Below are 25,300 nucleotides of genomic sequence, written 5' to 3' on the forward strand. Positions count from 1 at the left end.
GCCGGCGAGGAAGCGGCAGGCACCTCGCGATCCCGGATCCTGCACCGGGTCGGCCGCACGCCCCGGAGGCCATCCCGGCCGCGCGTCCGCCGCACCGCCGGGGACCGCGGTCCCATGGCGGGGCTTCCCCCGCCTCGCAGACCTCGCGGAAGGCGCCCGCCTTGCAACGCCGCAGGCGGGCACTTGTGGGTCGCTTCAAGACGGTTTGTTCCGCCTGCCTGCGTTTCGCGTGACGGCGGGAAAGACGTTCATAGCGACGTCGTTCGCGACGTGTCTTGAGTGGAGGGTGCATGCGGGGCGAGATCCTTGGCGCGGAACGGCGCCGACGTTGGAGCGACGACGAGAAGCTCGCGATCGTGTCGGAGGTGGGCGTGAACGGCGCGACGCTGACGAAGGTTGCGCAGCGGCATGACGTGACGCGATTGCAGATCTATGGCTGGCGGCATGTCCTCAAGAAGAAGAACCTGCGGCGGCGGGATCACGGCACTCTCTTCCTGCCCGTCGATTTTCCCGCGCCTGCGGAGATGCCGCCGGAACCGCCGGCGGCCTGTTCCGTGCCCGTGGAACTCCGGCTGTGGAACTCCGGCTGGCGAACGGACGGTGGCTGCGCTTCGACAGCACGCTCGACCCGGCTGCGCTGTCGCGGCTGATCCGGGCGATCGAGGCGGCATGATCGGGCCCGGCACCGGGGTCCGGGTTTGCCTCGGCTGCGGAACCACCGACATGCGCAAGGGCATCGCCGGGCTTGCCGCGCTGGCGTGTGGCTGTCCTGCGTCAGCAGCCCGCCAGCGGCGCTGTCTTCGCGTTCCCGGGGCGCAAGGGCGACAGGATCAAGCTCCTGTACTGGGACGGCCAGGGGTTCTGCCTCTATTGCAAGGTGCTCGAGCGCGGGAAATTCCCCTGGCCTTCGGCGGGGAGCGGCGCAGCGCGGCTGACCTCCGCGCAACTGGCCATGCTATGGGAAGGCATTGACTGGCGGCGGCCGGACTGGGGTGCGCCGCCCGCCCGGGTCGGGTAAGTTTTCTCCGATTTGGCCTTGTTTTAAAAGGATTACCGGCCGATTCATGGTAGGGCTTGGCATGTCCGCCGGTGCCGAAAACTTCCCGATGACCCTGCCTTTCTGAAGGCGATGATTGCCGCGCTCTCCGCCGGGAACGCCAGGATATCGGCCCCCTTGCACGCCCATGATCTGCTGATCCAGACACTGCGCGTGCGCATCGCCAAGCTCCAGAAGCAGAAGTTAGGCGCGTCCTCGGAAAAGGTCGAGCGGGAGATCGAGCAGCTGGAGCTGGCGCTCGAGGACCTGCAGGCCGCGCTGGTCGAGGCCGGGATTGTTCCGGCTTCCGACGAGGGGGAGGAGCCGGAAGCGGCCGTTGGGACCGCCGCTTCGCCTGAGCGGAAGCCGCGCTGCCGTCCGAAGGTGGCGCAAGGCACGCCGCGCGAGCGCCGCGAGCTCGATCCCGGCGAGCCCTGTCCTGATTGCGGCGGCGCGCTGCGGGTGGTGGGGGAGGATGTCAGCGAGATGCTCGATATGATCGCCGCGCAGCTGAAAGTCATCGAGATCGCCCGGGTGAAGAAATTCTGCTGCTGCTGCGAGCGGATGGTCCAGGTGCCAGCACCCAGCCGTCCGATCCCGCGCGAGCCATGGCGGGCGCGGCGCCGCTGGCCTGCATCCTTGTCTCGAAATTCGACCATCACGTGCCGCTCTATCGCCTGAACGAGATCTTTGCCCGGCTCGGCGCCGAGATCCCGGACACGACCCTGATCGACCGGTGCGGCGGCGCGATGAAGGCGCTGGCGCCGCTGATCGAGCGGATCGGCAGGGATGCTCTGTCGGCCGACCTGCTGCATGCCCCTTCTCGGCGAATGCATGCATTCGCCTGCCAGGCAACGGACGACACGCTCATCCATGTCCTTGACCGATCGCGCAAGACCGCGGGCCTCGGCAAGGGCGTGAAGCAGGGCCGGATCCGGGTCCATGTCCGCGACCAGCGGCCGTTGCACCGAAGGTGCGCCTCCGGCGCAACGGCAGGCACGGCGCCACCCGCCGCAGTCTACCGCTTCTCGGCGGACCGGAAGTCCGAACACCCGCGGGAGCACCTCTCGGAGAGCGGCGGCATTTTGCAGGCCGACGCCTATTCCGGCTTCCGGGAGCTCTACGAGCCGCGGGCCGAGGGCACGGGCAGTTCCGAAAGGCAGCGTGCTGGGCACATTTGCGCCGGGACTTTCATGACGTGTGGACGGCCATGGGATCAGAGATCGCCTGCGAGGCGTTGGACAGCATCGGCCTTCGCCAATGTCTCTCGGACCATTGGCGAGACACTGGCTCAGTCTACGACATCGAGCGGCAGACCTCCCGGCAGCCAGCCGAGCTGAGGCTCGCCGTGCGGCGGGAGCGGAGCGCGCCCAACGTCGAGGCGTTCCGCACCTGCGCGGAGCAGCAGCCAACCCGCATCCCAGGCAAGGGCGATCTGGCGAAGGCCTTCCGCTACGGGCTGAACCGGTGGGACTCGTTTTGCCAGTTTTTGGAGGACGGCCGCGTGGCCCTGGATAGCAACGCGGCCAAACGAGGCATGAGACCGATCGGAGTCGGGAGGCGCAACTGGCTCTTCGCGGGATCGGACACCGGCGGCGAAACGCTGGCGCGGGCGATGACCATCATCGAGACGGCAAGGATGACCGGCCTGGACCCGCAGGCCTATCGCGCCGACGGGCTCGACCGCATCCACGACCACGAGATCAACTGGCTCGACGAGCTTCTCCCGTGGAACTGGAAGCCTCAGGCCGTCGAAACGGCCCAGAGCGACGCTGCCTGAAATTGCAAGGCCGGTCCTAACCGAGCCGCTATGGAACGCATCATAGAGATGCAATGATTTCTTGCGGAGACAGCGTCACCTGACGCAGCGCCGCTGCGGATGCGAGGGAATTCTGAACGTGATGGCATGACCGGGCGGACCGGGATCGGTCAAATCCGTTGGACGCATCGAGCTTCGAGCTCGCGACCAGTGATTGGGAACCGATCTGCGGATTTACCATCAAGGCCGGCGGTGCGGGGCGCATCGCCACGACAGGCCGGATAGATGACTGCAGGCGCGGAAAATGCCGGAGCAGGAAGAAGATCACCTTGCAAGGGCGGGGCATCCATAGATGTGTCCAGCAATCTCGACAATCTCCCGATCCTGATGGCGCTGCTGCCGGGGCTCGGCACGGTGCGCGCGCTGCTGGCCGGGGGCTTGGCCCGATCGGCGGTGCTGCTGGGCGCGATGGACCTGGCACAGGGGGCGGAGCAGGCGGTCGGCGGCGATCTCGGCTGACTCGGCCGGGCGCGGGTGGCGATCGGGCTGCATACGCTGTGGAAGCGGCGCAAAAATGAGGGCGCGCCCCTGCCGCGGCCGCCGTCGATGGCCGCCGCGGTCCTGGCCTTCCTGTCGATGTCCGGCGATACGCTGGCCGTCCTCGTCCCGCTATTCGCTGACACCCGCGAGACGCTCGAGTCCCTGGTGCTTTGCGGTGCCGTCCTGTCGATGGCGGCAATGATGGCGCTCAGCCGCCTCGCGCGCCATGGCGGGGATCGGCTCGCCCCCTGGACCGAGCGGGCCGAGGGGGCGATGCCCTTCGTGATGACCGGCCTGGGCTGCGACGCGCCGTCGGACAGCGTTACCGGCTGAGGCTCAGTGCCCGCGCCAGATCCAGCCGCCGCCCAGCACGCGGCTGCTGTCGGGCTGGTAGAGCACGCAGGCCTGGCCGGGGCTCACGCCCTCCTCGGGCGTCAGCAGCTCGACCTCGGCCTCAGTCTCGGAGATCGGGCGCAGGATCGCCGGGCGCGGCGGACGGGTGGAGCGGACCTTGGCGGCCACTTCCCATTCGGCGCGGTCGGTGACCTTGCCGTCGCCCAGCCAGTTCAGCTCGCGGATCGGCACCCGGCGGGTGGCCAGAGCCTCCTTCGGGCCGACCACGACCTGCCGCTTGTCCGGATCGAGCTTCACCACGTAGAGCGGCGTGTCGAGCCCGCCGATGCCCAGGCCCCGGCGCTGGCCGATCGTGTAGTGGATCACGCCGCGATGGGTGCCCAGCACGTTGCCTTCCGTGTCGACGATGTCGCCCGGATCGGCCGCGTTCGGCCGCAGCTTCTCGATCACGGCGGCATAGTTGCCGTCGGGCACGAAGCAGATGTCCTGGCTGTCGGGCTTGTCGGCCACGCTCAGCCCGTATTTCGTCGCCAGCGCCCGCGTCTCCGCCTTGGAGCTCAGGTGTCCGAGCGGGAAGCGCAGGTAGTCGAGCTGGTCGGGCGTGGTCGAGAACAGGAAATAGCTCTGGTCGCGCTGCGGATCGGCCCCGGCATGCAGCTCGGCGCCGCGATCGCCCATCATCCGCTGGATGTAGTGGCCGGTCGCCATGCAGTCGGCTTCCAGATCCTTCGCGGTCTCCAGCAGGTCGCGGAACTTCACGCGCTCGTTGCAGCGGATGCAGGGAACGGGGGTCGCGCCGGCGAGATAGCTGTCGGCGAATTCGTCGATCACCGCGTCCTTGAAGATGTTCTCGTAGTCGAGGACGTAGTGCGGGAAGCCGAGATCCTCGGCCACGCGGCGCGCGTCGTGGATGTCCCGCCCCGCGCAGCAGGCGCCCTTCTTGGCCAGGGCGGCGCCGTGGTCGTAGAGCTGCAGCGTCACGCCGATGACGTCATAGCCCTGCTCGTGCAGGAGCGCGGCGACGACGGAGCTGTCGACTCCGCCGGACATGGCGACGAGGACTCGCGTGTCTGCGGGAGCTTTCGCGAATCCCAGGGAGTTGAGCGGGTGGGTCATTGGTTCTGCCGTATTTACCATTTAACCGGGAAGCCGGGCATTGTATTTAATTTCCCCGCATTTGCAAGGAGTTGTTTTACACGATCTTAGGTCCCTCCTACCGATATGGGCGGCGGTGAGTAATGAGGGGACGAACCATGTATATACGCAAAGTCGAGGGGCCGCGCATCGTCAATCTGCCGGACGGAGGCACGCTCAGCCGCGCCGACCTTCCATCGAAGGACACGCGGCGATGGGTTGCAAGCCGCAAGGCAATTGTGGTGAAAGCTGTGCAGCACGGGCTTATCGGCAAGGACGAAGCCCTGAAAATGTACGGACTTTCCGAGGAGGAACTTGATTCTTGGCAGAAGGCCGTGAAAGATCATGGGGAAGCCGCTTTGAAGACTACCTCTTTACAAAAGTATCGACAACTTTAAGTTGCTAACGGCGGAAACCTTGCCGTGGTAACGTGCGATTAACCTCTATTGTTCACGTTAACGTCGAGAAACGACTTCCAGCGGAGAGAAACAATGCGCGTTCTGCTCGTCGAGGATGACCCGACAACATCGAAAAGCATCGAACTGATGCTGACCCATGCAAACCTGAACGTGTATTGCACCGATCTCGGCGAGGAAGGCATCGACCTCGCCAAGCTCTACGATTACGACCTCATCCTTCTGGACCTGAACCTGCCGGACATGAACGGGCTGGAAGTGCTGCGCCAGCTGCGCTTGGCCAAGATCGACACGCCGATCCTGATCCTGACCGGTGCCGACGATACCGAAAACAAGATCAAGGGGTTCGGATTCGGCGCCGACGACTACCTGACCAAGCCCTTCCACCGCGAAGAGCTGGTCGCGCGCATCCACGCGATCATCCGCCGCTCGAAGGGCCATTCGCAGTCGGTCATCCGCACCGGCAAGATCTCGGTCAATCTCGATGCGAAGACGGTGGAGGCGGGCGGACAGCCGGTCCATTTGACGGGCAAGGAATACCAGATGCTGGAGCTGCTCTCGCTGCGCAAGGGCACCACGCTGACCAAGGAAATGTTTCTCAACCATCTCTACGGCGGCATGGACGAGCCCGAGCTGAAGATCATCGACGTCTTCATCTGCAAGCTCCGCAAGAAGCTCAGCCAGGCCACCGGCGGCGAGAACTACATCGAAACCGTCTGGGGGCGCGGCTACGTGCTGCGCGATCCAGAACCCAAGCTGGCCGAGCCGCCGATCGCGCTCGGCGCCTGATCGAACTGGACGGCGGCGCCCAAGGCACCTATCACCCCGGAAGTGAGGTGCGCAAAGCGAGGGTGCCGTGTCCGGTTCGAATGCTGATCCCGTCAACCTGCCGGCCGAAGAGGCCGCGGCTGAATACCAGGCGCTTTCGGCGCAGCTTGCCGAGGCGGACCGCGCCTACCACAACCGGGACGCCCCCGTCCTGTCCGACGCCGAATATGACCGGCTGAAGCTCCGCGCCCTCGCGCTCGAAGAAGCCTTCCCAGACCTTGCCGCAGAAGAGTCCGTGTCCGGCCGCGTCGGTGCGCCCGTCGATTCCGGCTTTGCCAAGGTCCGCCACGCGCAGCGCATGATGTCTCTGGCCAATGCCTTCTCCGAAGAAGACGTGGCCGAGTTCGACCAGGGCATCCGCCGCTATCTCGGTCTCGGTGCCGACGACCCGCTGGCCTATACTGCCGAACCCAAGATCGACGGGCTGTCGCTGTCGCTGCGCTACGAGGCAGGCAAGCTGGTGCAGGCTGCGACCCGCGGCGACGGTGCCGAAGGCGAGAACGTCACCGCCAATGCCCGCCAGATCGCCGACATTCCCGAGACGCTGGACGGAGCGCCGGAGGTGCTCGAGGTCCGCGGCGAGGTCTACATGGACAAGGGCGATTTCGCGGCGCTGAACGCGCGCCAGGCGGAGCGGGGCGGCAAGGTCTTCGCCAATCCGCGCAATGCCGCGGCGGGATCGCTGCGCCAGCTCGATCCGGCGATCACCGCCTCCCGTCCGCTGCGCTTCTTCGCCTATGCCTGGGGTGAGCTTTCCGCGCCGCTCGGCGAGACCCAGATGGAGGCGATCGACCGGCTGGCCGCGCTCGGCTTCCAGACCAACCCGCTGACCCGCCGCTGCGCGACGGTCGAGGAGGTCGTCGCCCATTACCGCGGGATCGAGCAGGCCCGCGCGACGCTGGGCTATGACATCGACGGCGTGGTCTACAAGGTCGACGCGCTGGAGCTGCAGCGCCGCCTCGGCCTGCGCTCGACCACGCCCCGCTGGGCCATCGCGCACAAGTTCCCGGCGGAACTGGCCTGGACCCGGCTGGAGGCGATCGACATCCAGGTCGGCCGCACCGGCGCGCTCTCGCCGGTCGCGCGGCTTCAGCCGGTGACGGTCGGTGGCGTCGTCGTCTCGAACGCGACGCTGCACAATGAGGACTACATTGCCGGGCGCGATGCCTCGGGCAACGAGATCCGCGGCGGCAAGGACATCCGGATCGGCGACTGGGTGCAGGTCTACCGCGCTGGCGACGTCATCCCGAAGATCGCCGATCTCGACCTCTCCAAGCGCCCCGAGGGCACCGAACCCTATGCCTTCCCGGAGACCTGCCCGGAATGCGGTTCCGAGGCGATCCGCGAGCCGGGCGACGCGGTGCGCCGCTGCACCGGCGGGCTGATCTGCCCGGCCCAGGCGGTCGAGAAGCTCAAGCATTTCGTCTCGCGCGCGGCCTTCGACATCGAGGGGCTGGGCGCGAAACAGGCCGAATTCCTCCACGCCATGTGCCGGATCGCGGAACCGGCCGACATCTTCACGCTGCGCGCCCGCGATCGGTCAGGCAAGCGGCTGGTCCGCGACCCGGAGGAGTCCATCGCCAGGACCGAGGGCGATCCGGAACGGCGGCGCGAATTGCTGGAGGCGCTGGCCGAAATGCTGCGCGGCGCGGGCGTTCCGGTCGACGACACCGATCCCGGCCATGTCGCCGCGGCGATCCGCTATCTGGGCGACAAGCCGCTGGCGCAGATCAAGGGCTGGGGCGAGAAATCGGCAGGCAACCTGCTGAACGCGATCGACGGGCGGCGGCAGATCGAGCTGAACCGGGTCATCTTCGGGCTCGGCATCCGCCATGTCGGCGAGGTGGCGGCGCGCGACCTTGCCCTGCATTTCGGAAGCTGGGACGCGATGCTGCGCGCCGTCGACCTCGCGCGGCCTGCCGAGCGGCGCCACCAGCTGGCGGAAGAGGCCGTCGAGGCGGAGCGCCGCGATGCCGCCGAGGCCGGACGGCGCGCCGAGATCACCGCGACGCGGACCAAGGTCTGGGACACGGCGCCCGAAATTCCGCCCGAAAGCCGCGCGGCCTGGGACGATCTGGTCGGCATCGACGGGATCGGCGCGACCGTCGCCGTGGCCCTGGTCTCCGCCTTCGCGCAGGAGACCGAGCGCGCCTCGATCGACCGGCTGGCGGCGGAACTGGACATCCAGCGCGTCGAGCGCCCGCAATCCGACGGCAGCCCGATCGCGGGCAAGACCGTGGTCTTCACCGGCTCGCTCGAAAAGATGACCCGTGCCGAGGCCAAGGCGCGGGCCGAGGCCCTGGGTGCCAAGGTTTCGGGCTCGGTCTCGAAGAAGACGGATCTCGTCGTGGCGGGGCCGGGCGCGGGTTCGAAGGGCGCGAAAGCCGCGGAGCTGGGCATCGAGACCATCGACGAAGACGGCTGGATCGCGCTGATTTCCGACTGATGCCGCGCCCCGAGCTCCTCTTCCCGCTCTTTTCCGAGCTGACCAAGCTGCCCGGCATCGGCCCCAAGGGCGCGCAGGCCATGGCGGGGCTCGGGGTGGAGCGGCCGCGCGACCTGCTCTTCACGCTGCCGCACGGGGTGATCGACCGGCGGCTGAAACGCTCGGTCATGGAGGTCCAGGCCCCGGCAGTGGCCACGGTGGAGGTGCGCATCCTCTCGCATGACGCCCCCGCGCGGAAGGGGCGGCCCTACCGCGTGCTGGTCGAAGACGGGTCCACGCGCTTCCCGCTGGTGTTCTTCCATGCCCGCACGCCCTGGCTGGAGCGCCACCTTCCGGTCGGCGAACGGCGCATTGTTTCCGGGCGGGTGGAGCTTTTCGACGGCCATCCGCAGATGGCGCATCCCGACCATATCCTGACCCGCGCCGAGGCCGGGACGCTGCCCGCGCACGAGCCGGTCTATCCTCTTGCGGCGGGGCTCACGGCAAAGGCGATGCGCAAGGCCGCCGAGGCGGCGCTCGATCTGGCGCCCGACCTGGAGGAGTGGATCGATCCGCATCTGCTGGCGTCCAAGGGCTGGCCGTCCTGGCGCGATGCGCTCCTGCTGGCGCACCATCCGGAGGCCGCTGCCGAGCTGGGCCGGGATGCGCCGGCCCGGGCACGGCTGGCCTATGACGAGCTGCTGGCCCACCAGCTGACCCTGGCCATCGCGCGCCAGCGCGAGCGGCGGCGGGGCGGACGGTCTTCCAAGGGCGACGGGCACCTGCGCGGCAAAGTCCTGGCCGCGCTGCCTTTCGCGCCGACCGGGGCGCAGACCCGCGCGGCGGCGGAGATTGCAGCCGACATGGCGGCGGAGACGCGGATGTCGCGGCTGCTGCAGGGCGATGTCGGCGCGGGCAAGACTCTGGTCGCCATGCTGGCGCTGCTGCAGGCGGTGGAGGCCGGCGGGCAGGGCGCGATGATGGCGCCGACCGAAATCCTCGCCCGCCAGCATCTTGCCGGGCTAGCGCCGCTGGCCGAGGCTGCCGGGGTGACCATGGAGCTGCTGACCGGGCGCGACACCGGCCAGGCCCGCGCGGCCAAGCTGGCCCGGATCGCGTCGGGCGAAGCCGGGATCGTCGTCGGCACCCATGCGCTCTTCCAGGCGGATGTCGCGTTCTCCGACCTGCGGCTCGCGGTGATCGACGAACAGCACCGGTTCGGCGTCGCGCAGCGGCAGGAGCTGGCGCAGAAGGGCATGGCGACGGACGTTCTGGTGATGACCGCGACGCCGATCCCGCGCTCGCTTGCCCTCGCGCAATACGGCGATCTCGATGTGTCGGTGCTGGACGAGAAGCCGCCGGGCCGCAAGCCGATCCGCACTGCCGTGATGCCGACCGACCGGCTGGACGAGGTCGTCGCCCATCTGGCGCGTGCCATCGGCGAGGGGCGGCAGGCCTATTGGGTTTGCCCGCTTGTCGAGGAAACGGAAACAATAGATCTGACTGCGGCCGAGGCGCGGGCCCGCCAGCTGCAGGCTGCGCTCGGCGCGGAGAAGGTCGGGCTGGTCCATGGCCAGATGCCCCATGCCGAGAAGGACGCGGTGATGGCGCGCTTCGCCGCCGGGGATCTGCCGGTACTGGTGGCGACCACGGTCATCGAGGTCGGCGTCGACGTGCCGAATGCGTCGATCATGGTGATCGAGCGCGCCGACAGTTTCGGCTTGGCGCAGCTTCACCAGCTGCGCGGGCGGGTCGGGCGCGGTGCGGCAGCCTCGACCTGCCTGCTGCTGTACCAAGCGCCGCTGACGCCCTCGGCGGAACGCCGGCTGACCCTGATGCGCGAGACCGAGGACGGGTTCCGCCTGGCCGAGGAAGACATGGCGATGCGCGGGATCGGCGACGTGATCGGCCGTGCGCAATCCGGGCTGCCGCGGTTCCGCGTGGCGGATCTGGAGCATCAGGCCGGGCTGATGACCCTTGCCCAGCGGGAGGCGCGGGCGGCGCTGGAAACGGAATTTGCGCCGCTCACCGACCGGGGCCGGGCGCTGACCGTGCTTCTCTGGCTGATGCAGCGCGACGAGGCCCTCCGCCTGCTCGATGTCGGCTGACAGAACGGGATTGGTGCCATATTGGCGCCAATGTCGGTCAATTTACCCCATTCCTGCGTGTTCTATCTGCATGTTCCTTAAAGGTTCTTAAAAAGTTCTTTACACGAGGACGGAATCAGAACAAAAGTGAAACACCAGCTCGAATGTGGAGGCCGAGAATGCCGACTGTCCTCGAAACGCTCAAGACCCGCATCACGTCCACCTTCTGCGCGGACCTTGCCGGAATGGCGGCGCTGTCCGTCATCGTTCTCGGCTGTCTGCATCTGCCGACCTTTCTCTGATCTGCCCTGCGAAATTCCCCATCCCGGTTCCTGCCTGTTCCGGTTTTCCGCCTGACCGCCCCCCAACGGTCGGCCGCTTGTGGGTTTCGCCATCCTGCCGCCGCTGCCTCTGCCGGGCGCGGCGGCTTTTTTTCAGAAATTGACGCCCATCCGGAAACCGCCCCAAGGGGTGCCGTCGACCGTGATCGGCGCCGAGATGTCCTTCATCATGCGGAATTCGCCGCCGCCCATGTCGCGCCGGTAGACCTGCAGCAGGAAAGGTTCGCGGTTGCGTCCGGCCTTCAGGCCCACGCGGTCGTCGAAGATCCGCCGGTTCCGGCAATTGGCGGCATTCCAGGCCGGGTCGCCGCGGCGCTGGGGCTGCGAGAATTTCCGGTTGTGCGTCGGCAGGTAGCCGTCCTTGGTGACCGCGGCGCAGAACACGATCTTGGGGTCGAATTTCAGCGCCTCTTCCAGCACCGGCGGCAGCAGGCTGTCGGTCAGCTCCAGGAAGGGCGCGGTGAATTGCGGCGGGTCCGTGCCCTCTATGGGCCGGTAGCTGAAGTCGAAGAGGTCGCGCCGCGGGATCCGCCCCGAGGCCAGCGCGTCCCCGAAGATCTGCGAGATCCGGGCCGCGCGTTCCTTGGCGAAGCCGATCAGGGCCGCGTCGCCCGACCCGCCGCCCATCGCGACGGTCTGCTGGACCATTGCCTCGCTCTTGTCGATCAGGCCGTGCACGCGCTCCCGCGCCTGGCCGATGCCCGCCACTGTTTCCGAAACGGCAGTTTCGATCCGGTGGAAATAGGTGCCGAATTCCTGCCCGGCCCGGGCCACCTCGCGGGACTGCTTTTCCATGCCGCCCGCCTCGTCGCGCGTGGCCCGCACGTTGCCGGCGATTGCGGCCAGCGCCTCGTCGGTCTTCTGCCCGCTGTCCAGCACGCCGCTGGCCTGCTTGGCGACCTCGGCCGCCTCGCTGCGCAGCAGGTCGATCCATTGCGTCAGGCCGGTCAGGCTTTCGAGGATGGCGGCGGCGGCGTCGGAGGTCTTGCGCGACAGTTCATTCACCGCCTCCGCCACCACGGCAAAGCCGCGCCCGGCATCTCCGGCGCGGGCCGCCTCTATCTTGGCGTTGATGGCGAGAATGTTGACCTGGCCCGCGATCGAGGTGATGGCGCCGTTGTTCTTGCGCACTTCCTTCAGCGTCTCGCTGACCTCGGTCATGCGCGCGTCGAGCGCCTGCACCCATGCCGCCACCGACTTCGTGCGGGAGCCCGCGGCCTGGACCACGCCGACCGACGTCTCCACCGCCGCGAGGCTGCGTTCCGCGGAACTGCGGATCGCGGCCAGCGCCTCCGTCACTTCGCGGTTCGCTTCGAGGATGCGCTCGGCGCCGTCGCGCGCCTGCGCGAGGATCGGCGTCTGGCCGCTGGCCTTGGCGTCGATCTGGTCGATGAAGCCCGACACCTCGACGATATCGTAGCCCAGCGAAGTCGCCGACCGTGCCAGCCGGTCCAGCAGATCCTTGCCGGGGCCGGGGCCCTCAGGGATTTCCTCGTCAGACATGTCGCGCATCCGGACCCTCCTGGGGCCTGCGTAGCGCCGACGTGTTGAGGATGGCTTAAGTCAGTCAGCCGGCCGACGTCGCGGCGCGGTCCGACATCGCCGCGAGGATTGCGTCGAGGCAGAGCAGGATGGAGGCGTGGCGGTTGCGGAACTCGGTCGCCGGGCGCAGCACTTCGAGGTCCTCGAACGGCGCCGACGGGGCGGGGCCACCCTCGGTCAGCATTGCCTTCAGCTCGTCGCGGGCGCGGGCGATCTCGGCCTGGCTGCGGCCGACGGCATGGGCGCCGACGACCGAGGCGGCGGCCTGTCCCAAGGCGCAGGCCTTCACGTCCTGGCCGAATTCGGCGATCCGCCCGCCATCGTCCAGCCGCAGGTCCACCGTCACGGTGGAGCCGCAGAGCGGCGCGCGGACGGAAGCGGAGGCAGAGGGATCGGCAAGCCTTCCGGCATGGGGAATGTCCGCTGCCAGCCGCAGGATGCGCTGCGAATAGAGCTTGATCAGATCGGACTCGGACATGGCTTTCCCTTTGCGGTGCTCCCCGTTAGATAGCGGTCCGACCCGGCGATGCAAAGGAAAACTCATGAGTTTCGATCCCGAGAGCCTGACCTATGACGACCGCGGCCTGATCCCGGTGATCGCCCAGCAGGAGGGCACGGGCGAGGTGCTGATGATGGCTTGGATGAACGTCGAAGCGGTGCGGAAGACACTTGAAGATCGTCGCGTAACCTATTGGTCTCGATCGCGTCAGGCCTTCTGGGTCAAGGGCGAAACCTCGGGCCATGTGCAGGAGCTGGTCGATCTGCGGGTCGATTGCGACCGCGACTGCCTGCTTGCCGTCGTGCGCCAGACCGGACCGGCCTGCCACACAAACCGCCGCAGCTGTTTCTATACCTCCGTGGCGGGCGGCGACGAAGTCGAGCTCATGCAGCCGATCGCGTGAGGCCGATCATCGCCAGCACGTCGGCTGGCGTCGCGCCTTCGGCGCGGTAGGCGGCAATGGCCCGGGCGTCGTCACGCTTCGCCAGGCGCTTGCCCGCCTCGTCGCGGATCAGCCGATGATGATGATATCTGGGCGAGGAAAGTCCCATGAGCCTCTGGAGGAGGAGGTGAATGCCTGTTGCTTCCGCCAGATCGGCGCCGCGGGTGACCAGGGAAATGCCCTGCGCATGGTCATCCACCACCACCGAGAGATGGTAGGACGTGCCCATTTCCTTGCGGCTCAGCACGACGTCGCCGACGTTGCTGCGCATCTCTGCGGCGGTCCATGTTGTCTGAATGTCGTCCCGCAAGGGGCCGGTTTCATTGAATTCCAGTGACGCGCCGCCGATCCGCTCCAGCGCCAGCGCCATGTCGAGCCGCAGCGCGACATCCGCCGGCATCGGGCCGGTCCTGTCATGCCGGTGTCGGCAGGTTCCGGGATAGACCAGGCCATCCGGTCCGAGCATCGGCGCGCCTTCCTGCGGGGCGGACAGCGCAGCCTGGATGTCGCGGCGGTTGCAGGTGCAAGGGTAGAGAAGTCCTTTTTGCCAAAGGCTTGCCAGATGATCTTGATACGCGCTCAGCCGTTCGGACTGGCGCATGACCGGCTCGGGCCAGGACAGGCCCAGCCAGTGAAGGTCGTCATGGATCTGCGCTTCCCAATGCCGCCGGGCCCGGCTGCGGTCGATATCCTCGATGCGCAGCAGGAACTCTCCGCCGGCGGCCCGCGCCAGATCGGAGGCGACCAGCGCGGCATAGGCATGGCCGAGATGCAGCGGCCCGGTGGGCGACGGCGCGAAGCGCGTTCTAGTCGTCACGCGTCAGCCGGTCCATGCGCTTCTCGGCGCCGGCCTGGTAGATCAGGATCCAGGCGAGCGCGATGAACATCGGATGGGTGAGGCCGCCCGAGAATATGATCGCCGGGACCCAGATCACGAAGACCAGGATCGAGAGGAAAATCCGGCCGATCAGGAGGATCGAGAGCGGCGGCAGGAAGAGGGCGAGAACGTAATTCATGGCCCATAATTGGGGGCGCCGCGGACGTTTCTCAAGCGGAAACCGCGGCGGCATTGGCGGCGATCCGCCGGGTGACGGTGCGCATCACGGCCAGCCCGAAGCCAGGGTCCTGGAAATAGAGCTTGAGGAAGCCGTCCTCGTTCACGCCGTGCACGATGCAGGGCGTGGCGCAGACCGCGCCGGAAGAGCGCCGAGCCGCCTCGGTGAAGAAGGCCATCTCGCCGACGATGTCGCCCGGACCAAGCCGCAGGCCGAGCTCGGGCAGCGCCACTTCGCCCGAGGCGATCAGGTAGACCTTGTCGGGCGGGTCGCCCTTGGCAAACAGTTCCTGTCCGGGGGCGAGGCGGAGGGCCGGGGCGGTGGATTTCAGTGCCGAGAAATCATCCCGTCCGGTGTCGCGGGCGCGCTGGAGGCGGCGGCGCAGCACCAGGATTTCGGCCAGCCGCCAGATGTTGAAGGGCAGCAGCACCGTTTCCATGAAGACCATCGGCCAGACCTGCTTGGCCAGCCCGTAGGAGAGGAACAGGAGGCTGGAAGAGATCGCCAGGATCCGCAGCGGGATCATCGTCTTCATGCCATAGGAGGCAATCGTTGCCAATGAGGCAGCCCAGCCGACAAACTCTATTGGGTCAATGCCTTGCAGATCGAAATTCATGTTGTCCTCCCGTCTGGCGGTGCCGGGTTTTCCGGCGCCGCCGCATTGCTGCGCGTGGTCAGCCCTGCGCGAGCCAGTCCGTCCAGGCGTCCTTCGCCCGGTCGGTATAGGCCTTGTAGCGGTCCTTGCGCCCGCGCCGTCCGCCCTTGGCGTCGATCGGCGGGAACAGCCCGAAATTGACGTTCATCGGCTGGAAGGTCTTCGCGTCCGCCCCGCCGGTGATATGCGTCACCAGCGCGCCGGTCGCGGTCACGCCGGGCGGCGGGGCGATCGGGCGGCCCAGCATCTCGGAGGCCGCGAGGCGTCCGGCCAGCAGGCCCATGCCCGCGCTTTCGACATAGCCCTCGACCCCGGTGATCTGCCCGGCGAAGCGGATGTTCGGCCGCGACTTCAGCCGCATCTGGTCGTCGAGCAGTGTCGGCGAGTTCAGGAAGGTGTTGCGGTGGATGCCGCCCAGCCGGGCGAAGCGCGCGTTTTCCAGTCCCGGGATCGTCTTGAAGACCTCGGTCTGAGCGCCGTATTTCATCTTGGTCTGGAAGCCGACGATGTTGAACAGCGTGCCCAGCTTGTTGTCCCGGCGCAGCTGCACGATGGCATGGGCCTTGATCTCGGGCTGGTGCGGGTTGGTCAGGCCGACGGGCTTCATCGGGCCGTGGCGCAGGGTTTCCCGGCCGCGTTCCGCCATGACCTCGATCGGCAGGCAGCCGTCGAAGTATTTCGCGGTCTCGCCCTCGTGGAACTCGGTCTTGTCGGCGGCCAGCAGCGCGTCGATGAAGGCGTCGTACTGCGCCTTGTCCATCGGGCAGTTGAGATAGGCGGTGCGCTCTTCCTCGGTCTCGCCCTTGTCGTAGCGGCTCTGGAACCAGGCCTTGGACAGGTCGATCGAGTCGAAATAGACGATCGGCGCGATGGCATCGAAGAAGGCAAGGGCATCGGCGCCGGTCTCGGTGCGGATCGCCTCGGCGAGGCTGCCCGAGGTCAGCGGGCCGGTGGCGATGATCCACTGGCCCCCGGCGGGCAGTTCGGAGATCTCGCCCTCGGCCACCTCGACCAGCGGATGGCTGCGCAGCCGCTCGGTCACGGCGGCGGAAAAGGCGTCGCGGTCGACGGCCAGCGCGCCGCCCGCGGGCAGGCGGTGGCGGTCGGCCATCTCCATGATCAGGCCCTTGGCCGCGCGCATTTCCCAATGCAGGAGGCCGACGGCGTTCTGCTCGCTGTCATCCGAGCGGAAGGAGTTTGAGCAGACCATTTCGGCGAGGTCGCCGGTCTGGTGCGCGAAAGTCCCCACCTGGGGGCGCATTTCATGGATGGTCACCGGCACGCCCATAGAGACCGCCTGCCAGGCCGCCTCGGATCCGGCCATGCCGCCGCCGATGATGTTCAACCGTTCTGTCATGCGCGCTCTCTACGCGCCGGGTCCGAATGCCGCAAGCCGCATGGCTGGACCGCGGCCGGGGCAAGGGCCACAAATCGGGACAGGCGGTGCGGGAAGGTTCGGCATGGTTCAGGTGTGTTTTCAGGGGTCTCTCGCGCAGGACGGCGTGCTGCTTGCGCTGGGGGCCGGGGCGGTGCGCGACGGCGCCATGGCAGGGACGCGTCTCGCGGGGGGCGAGGTGGTCGTGCCGGGCCTTGCGGACGGTCCGGATGCGCTGCCGGTGAAGCTGGCCGACCTCGGGGCTGCAGAGCTCGGGGCGCTGCGCTACGCGGCGGCGGTTCTGGGGCTGGCCGAGACGGAGCGGCAGGTGGAAACCGGGGCAGGACCGGCGGCGGCGGTGGCCTTCCTGCCCGAGGCCTGCAGCGCGGGTCCCTGGCGGGATGCCGAGCATCTGGGCTGGGGCGCGATCCTGAGCTTCGCGGTCCCCGAGATCCTGTCCTACCGCGGCACGCTGCCCGCGCCGGAAGCGGCCGGAAGGCTGCCGATGATCCTGTTCCGGGCGTCGTCGCGCGCGGCGGCTGCCGCGGCCCCGGCGAAGCCGCTGGAATCCGGGCTGGGGCTCGGCAACGTGACGGTGCATGAGCGGCGCAGGCCCTATTCCAACTATTTCGCCGTCGAGGAGCTGGTCTACTCGCATCGCCGCTTCGACGGCGCGGAGAGCCCGGCGGTGGAACGCGCGGTGTTCCTCGCCTCCGATGCGGTCACCGTCCTTCCCTACGATCCGGTGCGCGACCGGGTGCTGCTGGTGGAGCAGGTCCGCGCCGCGCCGATCGCCCGCGGCGATGCCACGGCGTGGATCCTCGAGCCGGTGGCGGGACGCATCGAGCCTGGCGACAGTCCCGAGACCACGGCGCGCAAGGAAGCGGCCGAGGAGGCGGGACTTGAGCTGAAGGCGCTGCACTACGTCAATGACTACTACCCGTCGACGGGATGCTTCTCGGAATACCTCTATTCGTATGTCGGCATCGCCGATCTGCCCGACGAGGCGGCGAAGCTGGGCGGGGTGGCCGCCGAGGGCGAGGACATCCGCGGCCATGTGATGTCCCGCGAGGAACTGATGCGGCGCCTGCGGGACAACGAGATTCCCGATGCGCCGCTGCTGGTCTCGGCCTATTGGCTGGAACTCAATCTGGCACGGCTTCGCGCCTCCGGTTGATCCTCCGCCCGGGCGCGCGTACATAGGCCGGACTTCGACGAAAGGGTGCATCATGGCGATCTACAAGGACCTCGCTTCGGCCATCGGCAACACGCCGCTGATCCGGCTCAACAAGGTGAGCGAAGAGACCGGCTGCGAGATCCTCGGCAAGGCGGAATTCCTGAACCCGGGCCAGTCGGTCAAGGACCGCGCCGCGCTCTGGATCATCCGCGACGCCATCGCGAAGGGCGAGCTGAAGCCCGGCGGCACGATCGTCGAGGGCACGGCCGGGAACACCGGCATCGGCCTGGCCCTGGTCGGCGCCTCGATGGGGTTCAAGACGGTGATCGTGATCCCCGAGACCCAGAGCCAGGAAAAGAAGGACATGATCAAGCTCGCCGGTGCCGAGCTGGTCCAGGTCCCCGCCGCGCCCTACCGCAATCCGAACAACTACGTCCGCTATTCCGAGCGTCTGGCGGCGAAGCTGGCCGAGACCGAGCCGAACGGCGCGATCTGGGCGAACCAGTTCGACAACGTCGCGAACCGCCAGGCGCATGTCGACTCGACCGGCCCCGAGATCTGGGAACAGACCGGCGGCAAGGTTGACGGCTTCATCTGCGCTGTCGGCTCCGGCGGCACGCTGGCGGGCGTCGCCATGGCAATCCAGCCGAAGGGCGTCAAGATCGGGCTTGCCGATCCGGACGGCGCGGCGCTGCATGCGTACTACACCACCGGCGAACTGAAGGCCGAGGGCGGATCGATCACCGAAGGGATCGGCCAGGGCCGGATCACGGCGAATCTCGAGGGATTCACCCCCGATTTCAGCTACAACATCTCCGACGCGGAGGCGCTGCCCTATGTCTTCGACCTCGCCGAGGACGAGGGGCTGGTGATGGGCGGTTCTACCGCGATCAACATCGCGGGCGCGGTGCGCATGGCGAAGGAGATGGGGCCGGGCCACACGATCGTGACCGTGCTCTGCGACTACGGCTCGCGCTACCAGTCGAAGCTGTTCAACCCGGCCTTCCTGAAGGAGAAGGGCCTGCCGGTTCCCGGCTGGCTCGAAGGGCGCGGCCGCATCCTGCCCGAAGTCTTCGAGGACGCATGAGGGCGCAGGGGCGGCACCGGGACGGCGCCGCGCAGGTCCCTGCCGGCCTGCTGCGGGCCGTCCTGCCGCTCCTGCTCGCCACGCTGCTGCTGCTTGCCGCGCCGCTGCGGGCGCAGGACAGCACCGACTACGCCGCCTGGGAACGGCTGGCGTCGCGGGTCGAGCAGACCCTCGCCGTCGATGCCGCCCCCGATGCCGCGCTGCTGGCGCTGCGCGAGCAGGTGGTCACCTGGCGCGACAAGTTCCTGGCCGACAACACTGCCAACAGCGGGCGGCTGGAGACGATCAACCGCCGCCTTTCCATGCTGCCGCCGCCGCCCGAGGATGGCGGCACCGAACCCGAGGCGGTGACTTCCGAGCGCGCCTCGCTGACCGAGCAGCGCCGCGTCCTGGAGGAACCCTCGGTCAAGGCGCAGCTGGCCTTCACCCATGCCGACGGGCTGGTGCGCGAGATCGACGAGATGCTGCGGCTGCGCCAGGCCTCGGCGATGATGCAGCGCAAGCCGACGCCGCTCAATCCGCTGAGCTGGACCGGCACGCTGCGCGAGATGGCGGGCACGGCCGCCGCGGTGCCCAAGGAGATGGCGGAACTCTACAGCTCCGCCGATGCCCGCAAGGAGCGGCTGTCGACGCTGCCTTCGGGGCTGGTGATCATGGCGGCCGGTCTGCTGCTGCTGTGGCGCTCGGGCCGCTGGACCAACGCGCTGCTGGAATTCAGCCAGTTCCTCGGCAACCGCCTGGCCAAGCTGGCGGCCGAGACGGTCGCGGTGGGGCTGCAGCTGGTGCTGCCGGTGCTGGGGCTGGTGCTGGCGCTGACCGGCATCAGCATGTCGGGGCTGCTGGGCACGACCGGCTCGGCGCTGCTCACCGGTGTGTCGCGCTTTGCCATGACGCTGATCCTCGGCACCTGGCTGGTGCTGCGGATCTATCCGCGCACCCGGGCCGAGCTGGCCACGGCGCACGGCATCCTGCCGCCGCGGCTGGCCGGTCCGGCGCGGCGGGTCTCGACCGGGCTGGTGCTGGTCCTGTCGCTCTATGCCGGCATGATGCAGGCGACCGAGGATCTGGGCTATTCCGAAACCTCGCAGGCCTATCTGGGCGCGATCTTCCTGGTGCTGGCCTCGGCCGCGCTGTTCCGGCTCGGGCGGCTCTACCGGGCCAAGAACATCCTGCCCTCGGGCCCGTCCGAAGAGGAGCGGATCGCCGAGGAGAGCTTCTATGTCCGCCGGGTGATCGCGCTGCTGGCGGCCCTGGCGCGGGTGATCGCGGTGGCCGGGCCGGGGCTGGCGGCCTTCGGCTATCTCCGGGCGGCCGACGCGCTGGTCTTCCCGGCCTGCTCGACCTTTTTCGTGCTGGCGGGCCTGACCCGCGCGCAGCGGCTGGTCGCCGAGGTCTTCGTCGTGCTGAACCACGGCGATGTCCGCGCCGCGAACGGGCTGGGCGCGACGCTGGCGGGCGGCTTCCTCTATGTCGCCGCGGTGCCGCTGCTGGCGCTGCTCTGGGGCGCGCGGGTGGCGGATCTGAGCGAGGTCTGGACCTCGCTGCGCACCGGCGTGACCATGGGCGGGGTGCAGGTCTCGCCGAACCTGGTGCTGGTCTTCATCGCGGTCTTCGTCATCGGCTACATGCTGACGCGATTCACCCAGGGGATCCTGTCGCAGACGATCCTGCCGAAGACCCGGCTCGACATCGGCGCGCAGCGGGCGATCACCTCGGGGGCGGGCTATGTCGGCTTCTTCCTCGCGGGGCTGGCCGCCTTCACCTCGACCGGGCTCGACCTGTCCAGCATCGCCATCGTCGCCGGGGCGCTGTCGGTCGGCATCGGCTTCGGCCTGCAGACCATCGTGTCGAATTTCGTCTCCGGCATCATCCTGCTGATCGAGCGGCCGATCTCGGAAGGCGACTGGATCGAGGTCGGCACGCAGATGGGCTACGTGAAGGCGATCTCGGTGCGCGCGACGCGGATCGAGACCTTCGACCGCACCGATGTCATCGTGCCGAATTCCGACCTGGTCTCGGGGGTCGTGACCAACTGGACCCGCGGCAACCTGATCGGCCGCGCCATCGTGCCGGTCGGCGTTGCCTACGGCACCGACACCCGCAAGGTGGAGCGCATCCTGCAGGAAATCGCCGAGGCGCATCCGATGGTGACGATCTCGCCGCCGCCGCAGATCCTGTTCATGGGATTCGGGCCGTCCTCGATGGATTTCGAGGTCCGGGTGATCCTGCGCGACATCAATTTCCTGCTGAACGTCAAATCCGACCTCAACCACGAGATCGCCCGCCGCTTCATCGAGGAAGGCGTCCAGATCCCGTTCCCGCAGCAGGATGTCTGGCTGCACGAGGCGGGCGGGCCGCGCAGCCATCCGATCATGTCGGGCAGGGCCGAGGGCGCTGCCGGCCAGGCGGGTCCGCGGCCGCTGCCGACCGGCGGCCAGGCGGCGCATGCCGATGGCGACGGCGGCGCGGACGGGCGCTGATCACCGTACGTTAACCATGGCCGCCTAGACCGGAGCAATGCAGCCGAGGCCGCCTCCCAAGGTCGCGGTCCTGACCATGGTCCGCGACGACGAAGAATTCCTGAGGATCTGGGCCGGGCATTACGGGCGGCTCTTCGGGATGCGGTCGCTCTATGTCGTGTCGCATGGCGATCCGGACATGGTGCGCGACGTGGCGGCGGGGACGAATGTCCTGCCGGTGCCCTACGAGCCCGATCCGCGCTTCGACGCGCAGCGCTGGCAGCTGCTGAACCACCTGGCGCAGGGGCTGAGGCTGTACCATGACCGGGTGATCGTCGGCGATGTCGACGAGATCGTTCTGGCCGACCCCAAGCACGGCACGCTGCCTGCGGTCCTCGCGCGGCACCGGCGGGCGCGGGCGCTGACGCCATTCGGGCTGGAGCTGGTCCACCGTCCGGCGGAGGAACCCCTGGCCTTCGCGCCGCCCGTCCTGCGCGCCCGCCGCCATGTCCGCATCGCGCCGCTCTATGCGAAGCCCTGCCTGATGCGCGGCGACATCCGGCTGTCGCGCGGCGGCCATTATGCCAGCTCGCCGCGGCTGGTCATGCCCGAGGGGCTCTACCTGCTGCATCTGAAGCATGCCGACCGCGGCCTCTACCGCGCAACGGCCGACCGCCGCAACGCCACGGCAGAGGCGACCGGCGCGGCGCGGCCGCGGGACGCGATGATCGGCAGGCACTGGTTTGCGGAGGCGCGCGACGACCGGGCGGAATTCGCCGCCATCGACGGGGCGGAGGTCCGGGAGGATTTCGGCTTCGCCGCGGAACGGCAGGCCATCGCGGACAGCTGGGCGCCCCGGCCCGGGACGCCCTTCTACGAGTTCAAGCTGGCGGAGAGCCCGCTGCTCTACCGCCTGCCGGAGCGGTTCGCCGGGCTGTTATGAGCCCATCTCGCCGAGGATGCGCGCCCAGCTGCGCGTGCCCTTGTGGAAGCATTCGAGGTCGTATTTCTCGTTCGGCGAATGGATCTGGTCGTCGTCGCGGCCGAAGCCGATCAGCGCGGAATCCATGCCCAGATAGGTCTTGAAATAGCCCGCGATCGGGATCGAGCCGCCGGCGCCCACGAAAGCCGCCTCGGTGCCCCATTCCTCGGTCAGCGCCTGGCGGCCCTTCTCGAAGACGGGATGCGAGATCTCCATCATGCTGGCAGGCGAATTGCCGTGGCCCTTGAACTCGATCTTGCAGTCGGCCGGGACCATTGCGGACACGTAGTCGCGGAAGCTCTCGCGCAGCTTGTGCGGGTCCTGCGTGCCGACCAGGCGGAAGCTGATCTTGGCATGGGCCTTCGACGGCAGCACGGTCTTGAAGCCCGCGCCGGTATAGCCGCCCCAGATGCCGTTCACCTCGCAGGTGGGCTGGCTCCAGAGCATCTCCAGCGGCGTGCGCCCCTTTTCGCCCGCGGGGATCGACAGCCCGACCTCGCCGAGGAACTTGTCGGCGTCGAAGCCCAGCCCGTCCCATTGCGCCTTCAGCTCCGGCGACAGCTCCGGCACCCCGTCATAGAAGCCCGGCACGGTGACGCGGCCGTTTTCGTCGTGCAGCGAGGCGACGATCTTCGCCAGAACCCGCGCGGGGTTCATCGCGAGCCCGCCGAACATGCCCGAATGCAGGTCCTTCGACGGGCCGGTGACGGTGATTTCCTCGCCGAGCAGCCCGCGCAGCTGGGTGGTGATCGCCGGGACCTTGTCGTCGTAGAGCCCGGTATCGCAGATCAGCGCCACGTCGGCGGTCAGCTCCTCGGCGTTCTCCTTCATGTAGGGCACCAGCGAGGGCGATCCGCTCTCTTCCTCGCCTTCGAGGAAGATGGTGACCTTGCAGGGCAGGCTGCCGGTTTCCGCGATCCAGGCGCGGCAGGCCTCGACGAAGGTCATCAGCTGGCCCTTGTCGTCGGCGGTGCCGCGGCCGCGGATCACCTTGCCCTTGGGCGTGTCCTGCAGCTCGGGATCGAACGGGTCGCGGTCCCACAGCTCCAGCGGATCGACCGGCTGCACGTCGTAATGGCCGTAGAACAGCACATGCGGACCCGGGCCTTCGTAATGCGCCACGACCATGGAATGGCCCGGAGTCGGACGCTTGGACGCCTCGAAGCCCATGGAGGCGAGATCCGCCACCAGCCAGTCCGCCGCCTTCGCGCAATCCTCCTTGTAGGCCGGATCGGTCGAGATCGACGGGATCCTCAGAAGGTCGAAGAGCCGGTCGAGGGCGGCGTCGAGATCCTGGTCGATGCGGGCGAGAACGGGGGCAACTGACATTTTCGACTCCTGTCTTGTCGTCGCCCGGAACGTAACGCCCCTGCCGCCGGACGCAAGCCGGGGGCAGGGGCGCGCTGTCACATGCCGTCGAGCTGGTTCCGCATCTGCGACGGGAAGAGCTGCAGCAGCAGCGTCTCGGTCTTGGCGTCGCCCTCATGCGTCACGTAGAGCCGCACATCGACCGGCGTGTCGTCCTCGGCGGGCAGCTGCGAGAAGTCGAGGTCGAACATCGCGCGCCAGTAGTCGGTCGAGACCACCGGGAAGACGTCCATGTTGCCGGTGCTGCCGCGCGAGGCCGAGACCTCCAGGGTGACGCCGTCGCCGCGGCCGAGCCCGTCGAGCCCCATGCCGTCGAAATCGCAGACGACCTTGGCCACGCCTTCGGGCCGCGGCTGGCCGGGGACGCCGCCCTTGCCCATGCGCACGGCGGTGAAACGGCCCGTCGATTGCGGGACGGGGCAGTCCTCCAGCCAGGTGAGCCTGTAGCCGAAATTGTATTCCTTGCCCGCAACCGCGTCGCCGCCCGGGGTCCACATGGCGACGATGTTGTCGTGGATCTCGTCATTGGTGGGGATCTCCACCAGCGTCACCGCGCCATCGCCCCAGTCCCCGGTCGGCGCGACCCAGACCGAGGCGCGCTTGTCGTAGAACACGCCGTCATCCTGGTAGCGCTCGAACTCGCGCTCGCGCTGCATCAGGCCGAAGCCCTGCACCGAGGGCGTCCAGAAGGCGTTGGCCATGGTGCGCGGCGGGTTGTTGAGCGGCCTCCACAGGCGCTCGCCCGAGCCCGCGAGGATTTCCAGCCCGTCGCTGTCATGGATTTCCGGGCGCCAGTCGGTGCCCAGCCGTTCGTTCATCTTGCCGTACCAGAACATCGAGGTCAGCGGCGCCAGCCCCATCCGCTTGACGTCGCCGCGCAGGAAGACCGCGGCCTCGACATCCTGGATGATGCCGTTGTCCTGGCGGCTGGCGATCTTGTAGGCCCCCGTGCTGCGCGGGCTTTCCATCAGTGCGTATGCGGTCAGCGCGCCGCCTTCGCCCGGCTCCAGCCAGAAGCGGGTGAAGCGGGGGAACTCCTCGGGTCCGTCGGGGATGGCGGTGTCCATGGCGAGGCCGCGCACCGACAGGCCGAACTGCCCCGAATAGCCGGAGGTCCGCCAGTAGGCGGCGCCGAGGAAGGCCATCCAGTCGGATTTCATGTCGGGGTTCATGACCCGGAAACCCGCGAACCCCTCGGTCTGCGTCAGCTCGCGTGCCGGGTTGCCCTCGGGGATGTCGAAGAGATCGAGAGAGAACGGCACCTCGCGCGCCATCCCGGCCTCGACGGCGTAGACATGCACCGGCAGCGGGAAATAGCGGCCGGGGAAGAAGAACTGCACCGGCGAGCGGTCCTGCAGCCCGGCCCAGAGCGTGTCCTCCTTGCGGTAGGAGATCTGGTTGTGGGCGTCGTAGTCGATCAGGTCGATGATCCCGGCATCGGCGACATTCATCGGCACGAAGGGATGCTGCGCGAGGCCGCGCGCCATGTCCCTGAGGATGTCGAAGGAGAAGGGCGTTGCCTCGCCGGTGGCCTGGGCGGGCGATTGCGCGGCGGCAAGGCGCGGCAGCAGGAAGAAGGCGCCGGCGCCGAGCGCCTTCAGGATGTCGCGTCTGGTCTGGTCTGGGTGCATCGTCTCGACTCGCTGGGATGCCCGGAGCGGGCGACGCCATTCAGAGCGGGCCTTCGGGGCCATGTCAAAGCTCGCGGAGGGCCGATTGGCAAAAAAGCGCCTGAATTC

22 protein-coding genes and 2 pseudogenes are annotated in these 25,300 nt (G+C 68.2%); 15 read left to right on the plus strand and 9 right to left on the minus strand.

Annotated features, from left to right (window positions below; translation table 11 throughout):
- Nucleotides 1–290: 290 nt before the first annotated feature.
- From HCC78_RS06805 to HCC78_RS06825, 5 genes and pseudogenes are all read left to right on the plus strand, one after another.
- Complete coding sequence (locus HCC78_RS06805; protein WP_172328000.1) at nucleotides 291–650, plus strand: transposase; 360 nt, start codon at nucleotides 291–293, stop codon at nucleotides 648–650.
- Between the two features lie 19 nt (nucleotides 651–669).
- Nucleotides 670–1,018: pseudogene (gene tnpB / locus HCC78_RS06810) on the plus strand (IS66 family insertion sequence element accessory protein TnpB).
- 111 nt (nucleotides 1,019–1,129) lie between these two features.
- Nucleotides 1,130–2,816 (plus strand): annotated as a pseudogene (locus tag HCC78_RS06815) (IS66 family transposase).
- 333 nt (nucleotides 2,817–3,149) lie between these two features.
- Nucleotides 3,150–3,314 carry a hypothetical protein gene (locus HCC78_RS06820; RefSeq protein ID WP_172328001.1) on the plus strand — a complete coding sequence of 55 codons (165 nt, stop codon included), beginning with the start codon at nucleotides 3,150–3,152 and terminating at the stop codon, nucleotides 3,312–3,314.
- Nucleotides 3,315–3,401: 87 nt separating this feature from the next.
- Complete coding sequence (locus HCC78_RS06825; RefSeq protein WP_172328002.1) at nucleotides 3,402–3,668, plus strand: hypothetical protein; 267 nt, start codon at nucleotides 3,402–3,404, stop codon at nucleotides 3,666–3,668.
- A 3-nt stretch (nucleotides 3,669–3,671) separates the two neighbouring features.
- Here HCC78_RS06825 and mnmA read toward each other — a convergent pair whose 3' ends face one another.
- Nucleotides 3,672–4,805 (minus strand): tRNA 2-thiouridine(34) synthase MnmA, encoded by a 1,134-nt coding sequence (gene mnmA / locus HCC78_RS06830; protein ID WP_172328003.1) that lies wholly within the window; start codon nucleotides 4,803–4,805, stop codon nucleotides 3,672–3,674.
- A gap of 137 nt (nucleotides 4,806–4,942) precedes the next feature.
- Here mnmA and HCC78_RS06835 point away from each other — a divergent pair, with 137 nt between their 5' ends.
- The 5 genes from HCC78_RS06835 to HCC78_RS34440 all read left to right on the plus strand — a co-directional run bounded on the left by HCC78_RS06835 (nucleotide 4,943) and on the right by HCC78_RS34440 (nucleotide 10,881).
- Nucleotides 4,943–5,221: a DUF1153 domain-containing protein gene (locus HCC78_RS06835; protein ID WP_172328004.1), complete on the plus strand. Its 279-nt coding sequence runs from the start codon at nucleotides 4,943–4,945 to the stop codon at nucleotides 5,219–5,221.
- 93 nt (nucleotides 5,222–5,314) lie between these two features.
- On the plus strand, nucleotides 5,315–6,028 hold the full coding sequence (ctrA, locus tag HCC78_RS06840) for a response regulator transcription factor CtrA (RefSeq protein ID WP_172328005.1): 714 nt from the start codon (nucleotides 5,315–5,317) through the stop codon (nucleotides 6,026–6,028).
- A 97-nt stretch (nucleotides 6,029–6,125) separates the two neighbouring features.
- The gene (gene ligA, locus HCC78_RS06845) at nucleotides 6,126–8,513 is read left to right on the plus strand and encodes an NAD-dependent DNA ligase LigA (protein WP_172328131.1); all 2,388 of its coding nucleotides are present in this window, start codon (nucleotides 6,126–6,128) and stop codon (nucleotides 8,511–8,513) included.
- On the plus strand, nucleotides 8,513–10,600 hold the full coding sequence (gene recG, locus HCC78_RS06850; protein ID WP_172328006.1) for an ATP-dependent DNA helicase RecG: 2,088 nt from the start codon (nucleotides 8,513–8,515) through the stop codon (nucleotides 10,598–10,600). The genes ligA and recG overlap by 1 nt, the downstream gene beginning before the upstream one ends.
- 158 nt (nucleotides 10,601–10,758) lie before the next feature.
- Complete coding sequence (locus HCC78_RS34440) at nucleotides 10,759–10,881, plus strand: hypothetical protein (RefSeq protein ID WP_256368217.1); 123 nt, start codon at nucleotides 10,759–10,761, stop codon at nucleotides 10,879–10,881.
- Nucleotides 10,882–11,013: 132 nt separating this feature from the next.
- Here HCC78_RS34440 and HCC78_RS06855 read toward each other — a convergent pair whose 3' ends face one another.
- Nucleotides 11,014–12,432: a methyl-accepting chemotaxis protein gene (locus tag HCC78_RS06855; protein WP_253949082.1), complete on the minus strand. Its 1,419-nt coding sequence runs from the start codon at nucleotides 12,430–12,432 to the stop codon at nucleotides 11,014–11,016.
- Between the two features lie 55 nt (nucleotides 12,433–12,487).
- Nucleotides 12,488–12,940, minus strand: a complete 453-nt coding sequence (locus HCC78_RS06860; RefSeq protein ID WP_172328007.1) for an iron-sulfur cluster assembly scaffold protein — start codon at nucleotides 12,938–12,940, stop codon at nucleotides 12,488–12,490.
- A 64-nt stretch (nucleotides 12,941–13,004) separates the two neighbouring features.
- On the opposite strand from HCC78_RS06860, the gene hisI reads away from it, so the two are divergent.
- Nucleotides 13,005–13,364, plus strand: coding sequence for a phosphoribosyl-AMP cyclohydrolase (gene hisI / locus HCC78_RS06865; protein ID WP_172328008.1), 360 nt, complete (start codon nucleotides 13,005–13,007; stop codon nucleotides 13,362–13,364).
- Here the strand turns inward: hisI and gluQRS are convergent.
- The 4 genes from gluQRS to trmFO form a co-directional block, all read right to left on the minus strand.
- Entirely contained in the window at nucleotides 13,345–14,220 is an 876-nt protein-coding gene (gene gluQRS / locus HCC78_RS06870; RefSeq protein ID WP_172328009.1) for a tRNA glutamyl-Q(34) synthetase GluQRS, read from the minus strand. The two genes, hisI and gluQRS, sit on opposite strands and share 20 nt — an antisense overlap.
- Nucleotides 14,210–14,419, minus strand: a complete 210-nt coding sequence (locus tag HCC78_RS06875) for a hypothetical protein (protein ID WP_172328010.1) — start codon at nucleotides 14,417–14,419, stop codon at nucleotides 14,210–14,212. The genes gluQRS and HCC78_RS06875 overlap by 11 nt, the downstream gene beginning before the upstream one ends.
- Before the next feature lie 31 nt (nucleotides 14,420–14,450).
- Nucleotides 14,451–14,993 carry a Crp/Fnr family transcriptional regulator gene (locus HCC78_RS06880; protein ID WP_172328011.1) on the minus strand — a complete coding sequence of 181 codons (543 nt, stop codon included), beginning with the start codon at nucleotides 14,991–14,993 and terminating at the stop codon, nucleotides 14,451–14,453.
- A gap of 139 nt (nucleotides 14,994–15,132) precedes the next feature.
- Nucleotides 15,133–16,470 (minus strand): methylenetetrahydrofolate--tRNA-(uracil(54)-C(5))-methyltransferase (FADH(2)-oxidizing) TrmFO, encoded by a 1,338-nt coding sequence (trmFO, locus tag HCC78_RS06885; protein ID WP_172328012.1) that lies wholly within the window; start codon nucleotides 16,468–16,470, stop codon nucleotides 15,133–15,135.
- A gap of 103 nt (nucleotides 16,471–16,573) precedes the next feature.
- Here trmFO and HCC78_RS06890 point away from each other — a divergent pair, with 103 nt between their 5' ends.
- From HCC78_RS06890 to HCC78_RS06905, 4 genes are read left to right on the plus strand one after another with little or no spacing between them, the layout of a single operon-like run.
- Nucleotides 16,574–17,665: an NUDIX domain-containing protein gene (locus HCC78_RS06890; RefSeq protein WP_172328013.1), complete on the plus strand. Its 1,092-nt coding sequence runs from the start codon at nucleotides 16,574–16,576 to the stop codon at nucleotides 17,663–17,665.
- Between the two features lie 52 nt (nucleotides 17,666–17,717).
- A complete protein-coding gene (locus HCC78_RS06895) occupies nucleotides 17,718–18,752 on the plus strand; it encodes a cysteine synthase A (RefSeq protein ID WP_172328014.1) in 1,035 nt (344 codons plus the stop codon).
- The gene (locus tag HCC78_RS06900) at nucleotides 18,749–21,232 is read left to right on the plus strand and encodes a DUF3772 domain-containing protein (protein WP_172328015.1); all 2,484 of its coding nucleotides are present in this window, start codon (nucleotides 18,749–18,751) and stop codon (nucleotides 21,230–21,232) included. The genes HCC78_RS06895 and HCC78_RS06900 overlap by 4 nt, the downstream gene beginning before the upstream one ends.
- 37 nt (nucleotides 21,233–21,269) lie before the next feature.
- Nucleotides 21,270–22,154 carry a glycosyltransferase family 2 protein gene (locus HCC78_RS06905; protein ID WP_172328016.1) on the plus strand — a complete coding sequence of 295 codons (885 nt, stop codon included), beginning with the start codon at nucleotides 21,270–21,272 and terminating at the stop codon, nucleotides 22,152–22,154.
- On the opposite strand, the gene HCC78_RS06910 is transcribed toward HCC78_RS06905, so the two are convergent.
- Both HCC78_RS06910 and HCC78_RS06915 read right to left on the minus strand, forming a co-directional pair.
- Nucleotides 22,149–23,522, minus strand: a complete 1,374-nt coding sequence (locus HCC78_RS06910; RefSeq protein ID WP_172328017.1) for a M20/M25/M40 family metallo-hydrolase — start codon at nucleotides 23,520–23,522, stop codon at nucleotides 22,149–22,151. The two genes, HCC78_RS06905 and HCC78_RS06910, sit on opposite strands and share 6 nt — an antisense overlap.
- 77 nt (nucleotides 23,523–23,599) lie before the next feature.
- Nucleotides 23,600–25,192, minus strand: coding sequence for a glucan biosynthesis protein (locus HCC78_RS06915; RefSeq protein WP_172328018.1), 1,593 nt, complete (start codon nucleotides 25,190–25,192; stop codon nucleotides 23,600–23,602).
- Nucleotides 25,193–25,300 lie beyond the last annotated feature (108 nt).

Origin of the sequence: Mangrovicoccus sp. HB161399 (assembly GCF_013184745.1) — a bacterium.
Classification (GTDB): Bacteria; Pseudomonadota; Alphaproteobacteria; order Rhodobacterales; family Rhodobacteraceae; genus Mangrovicoccus.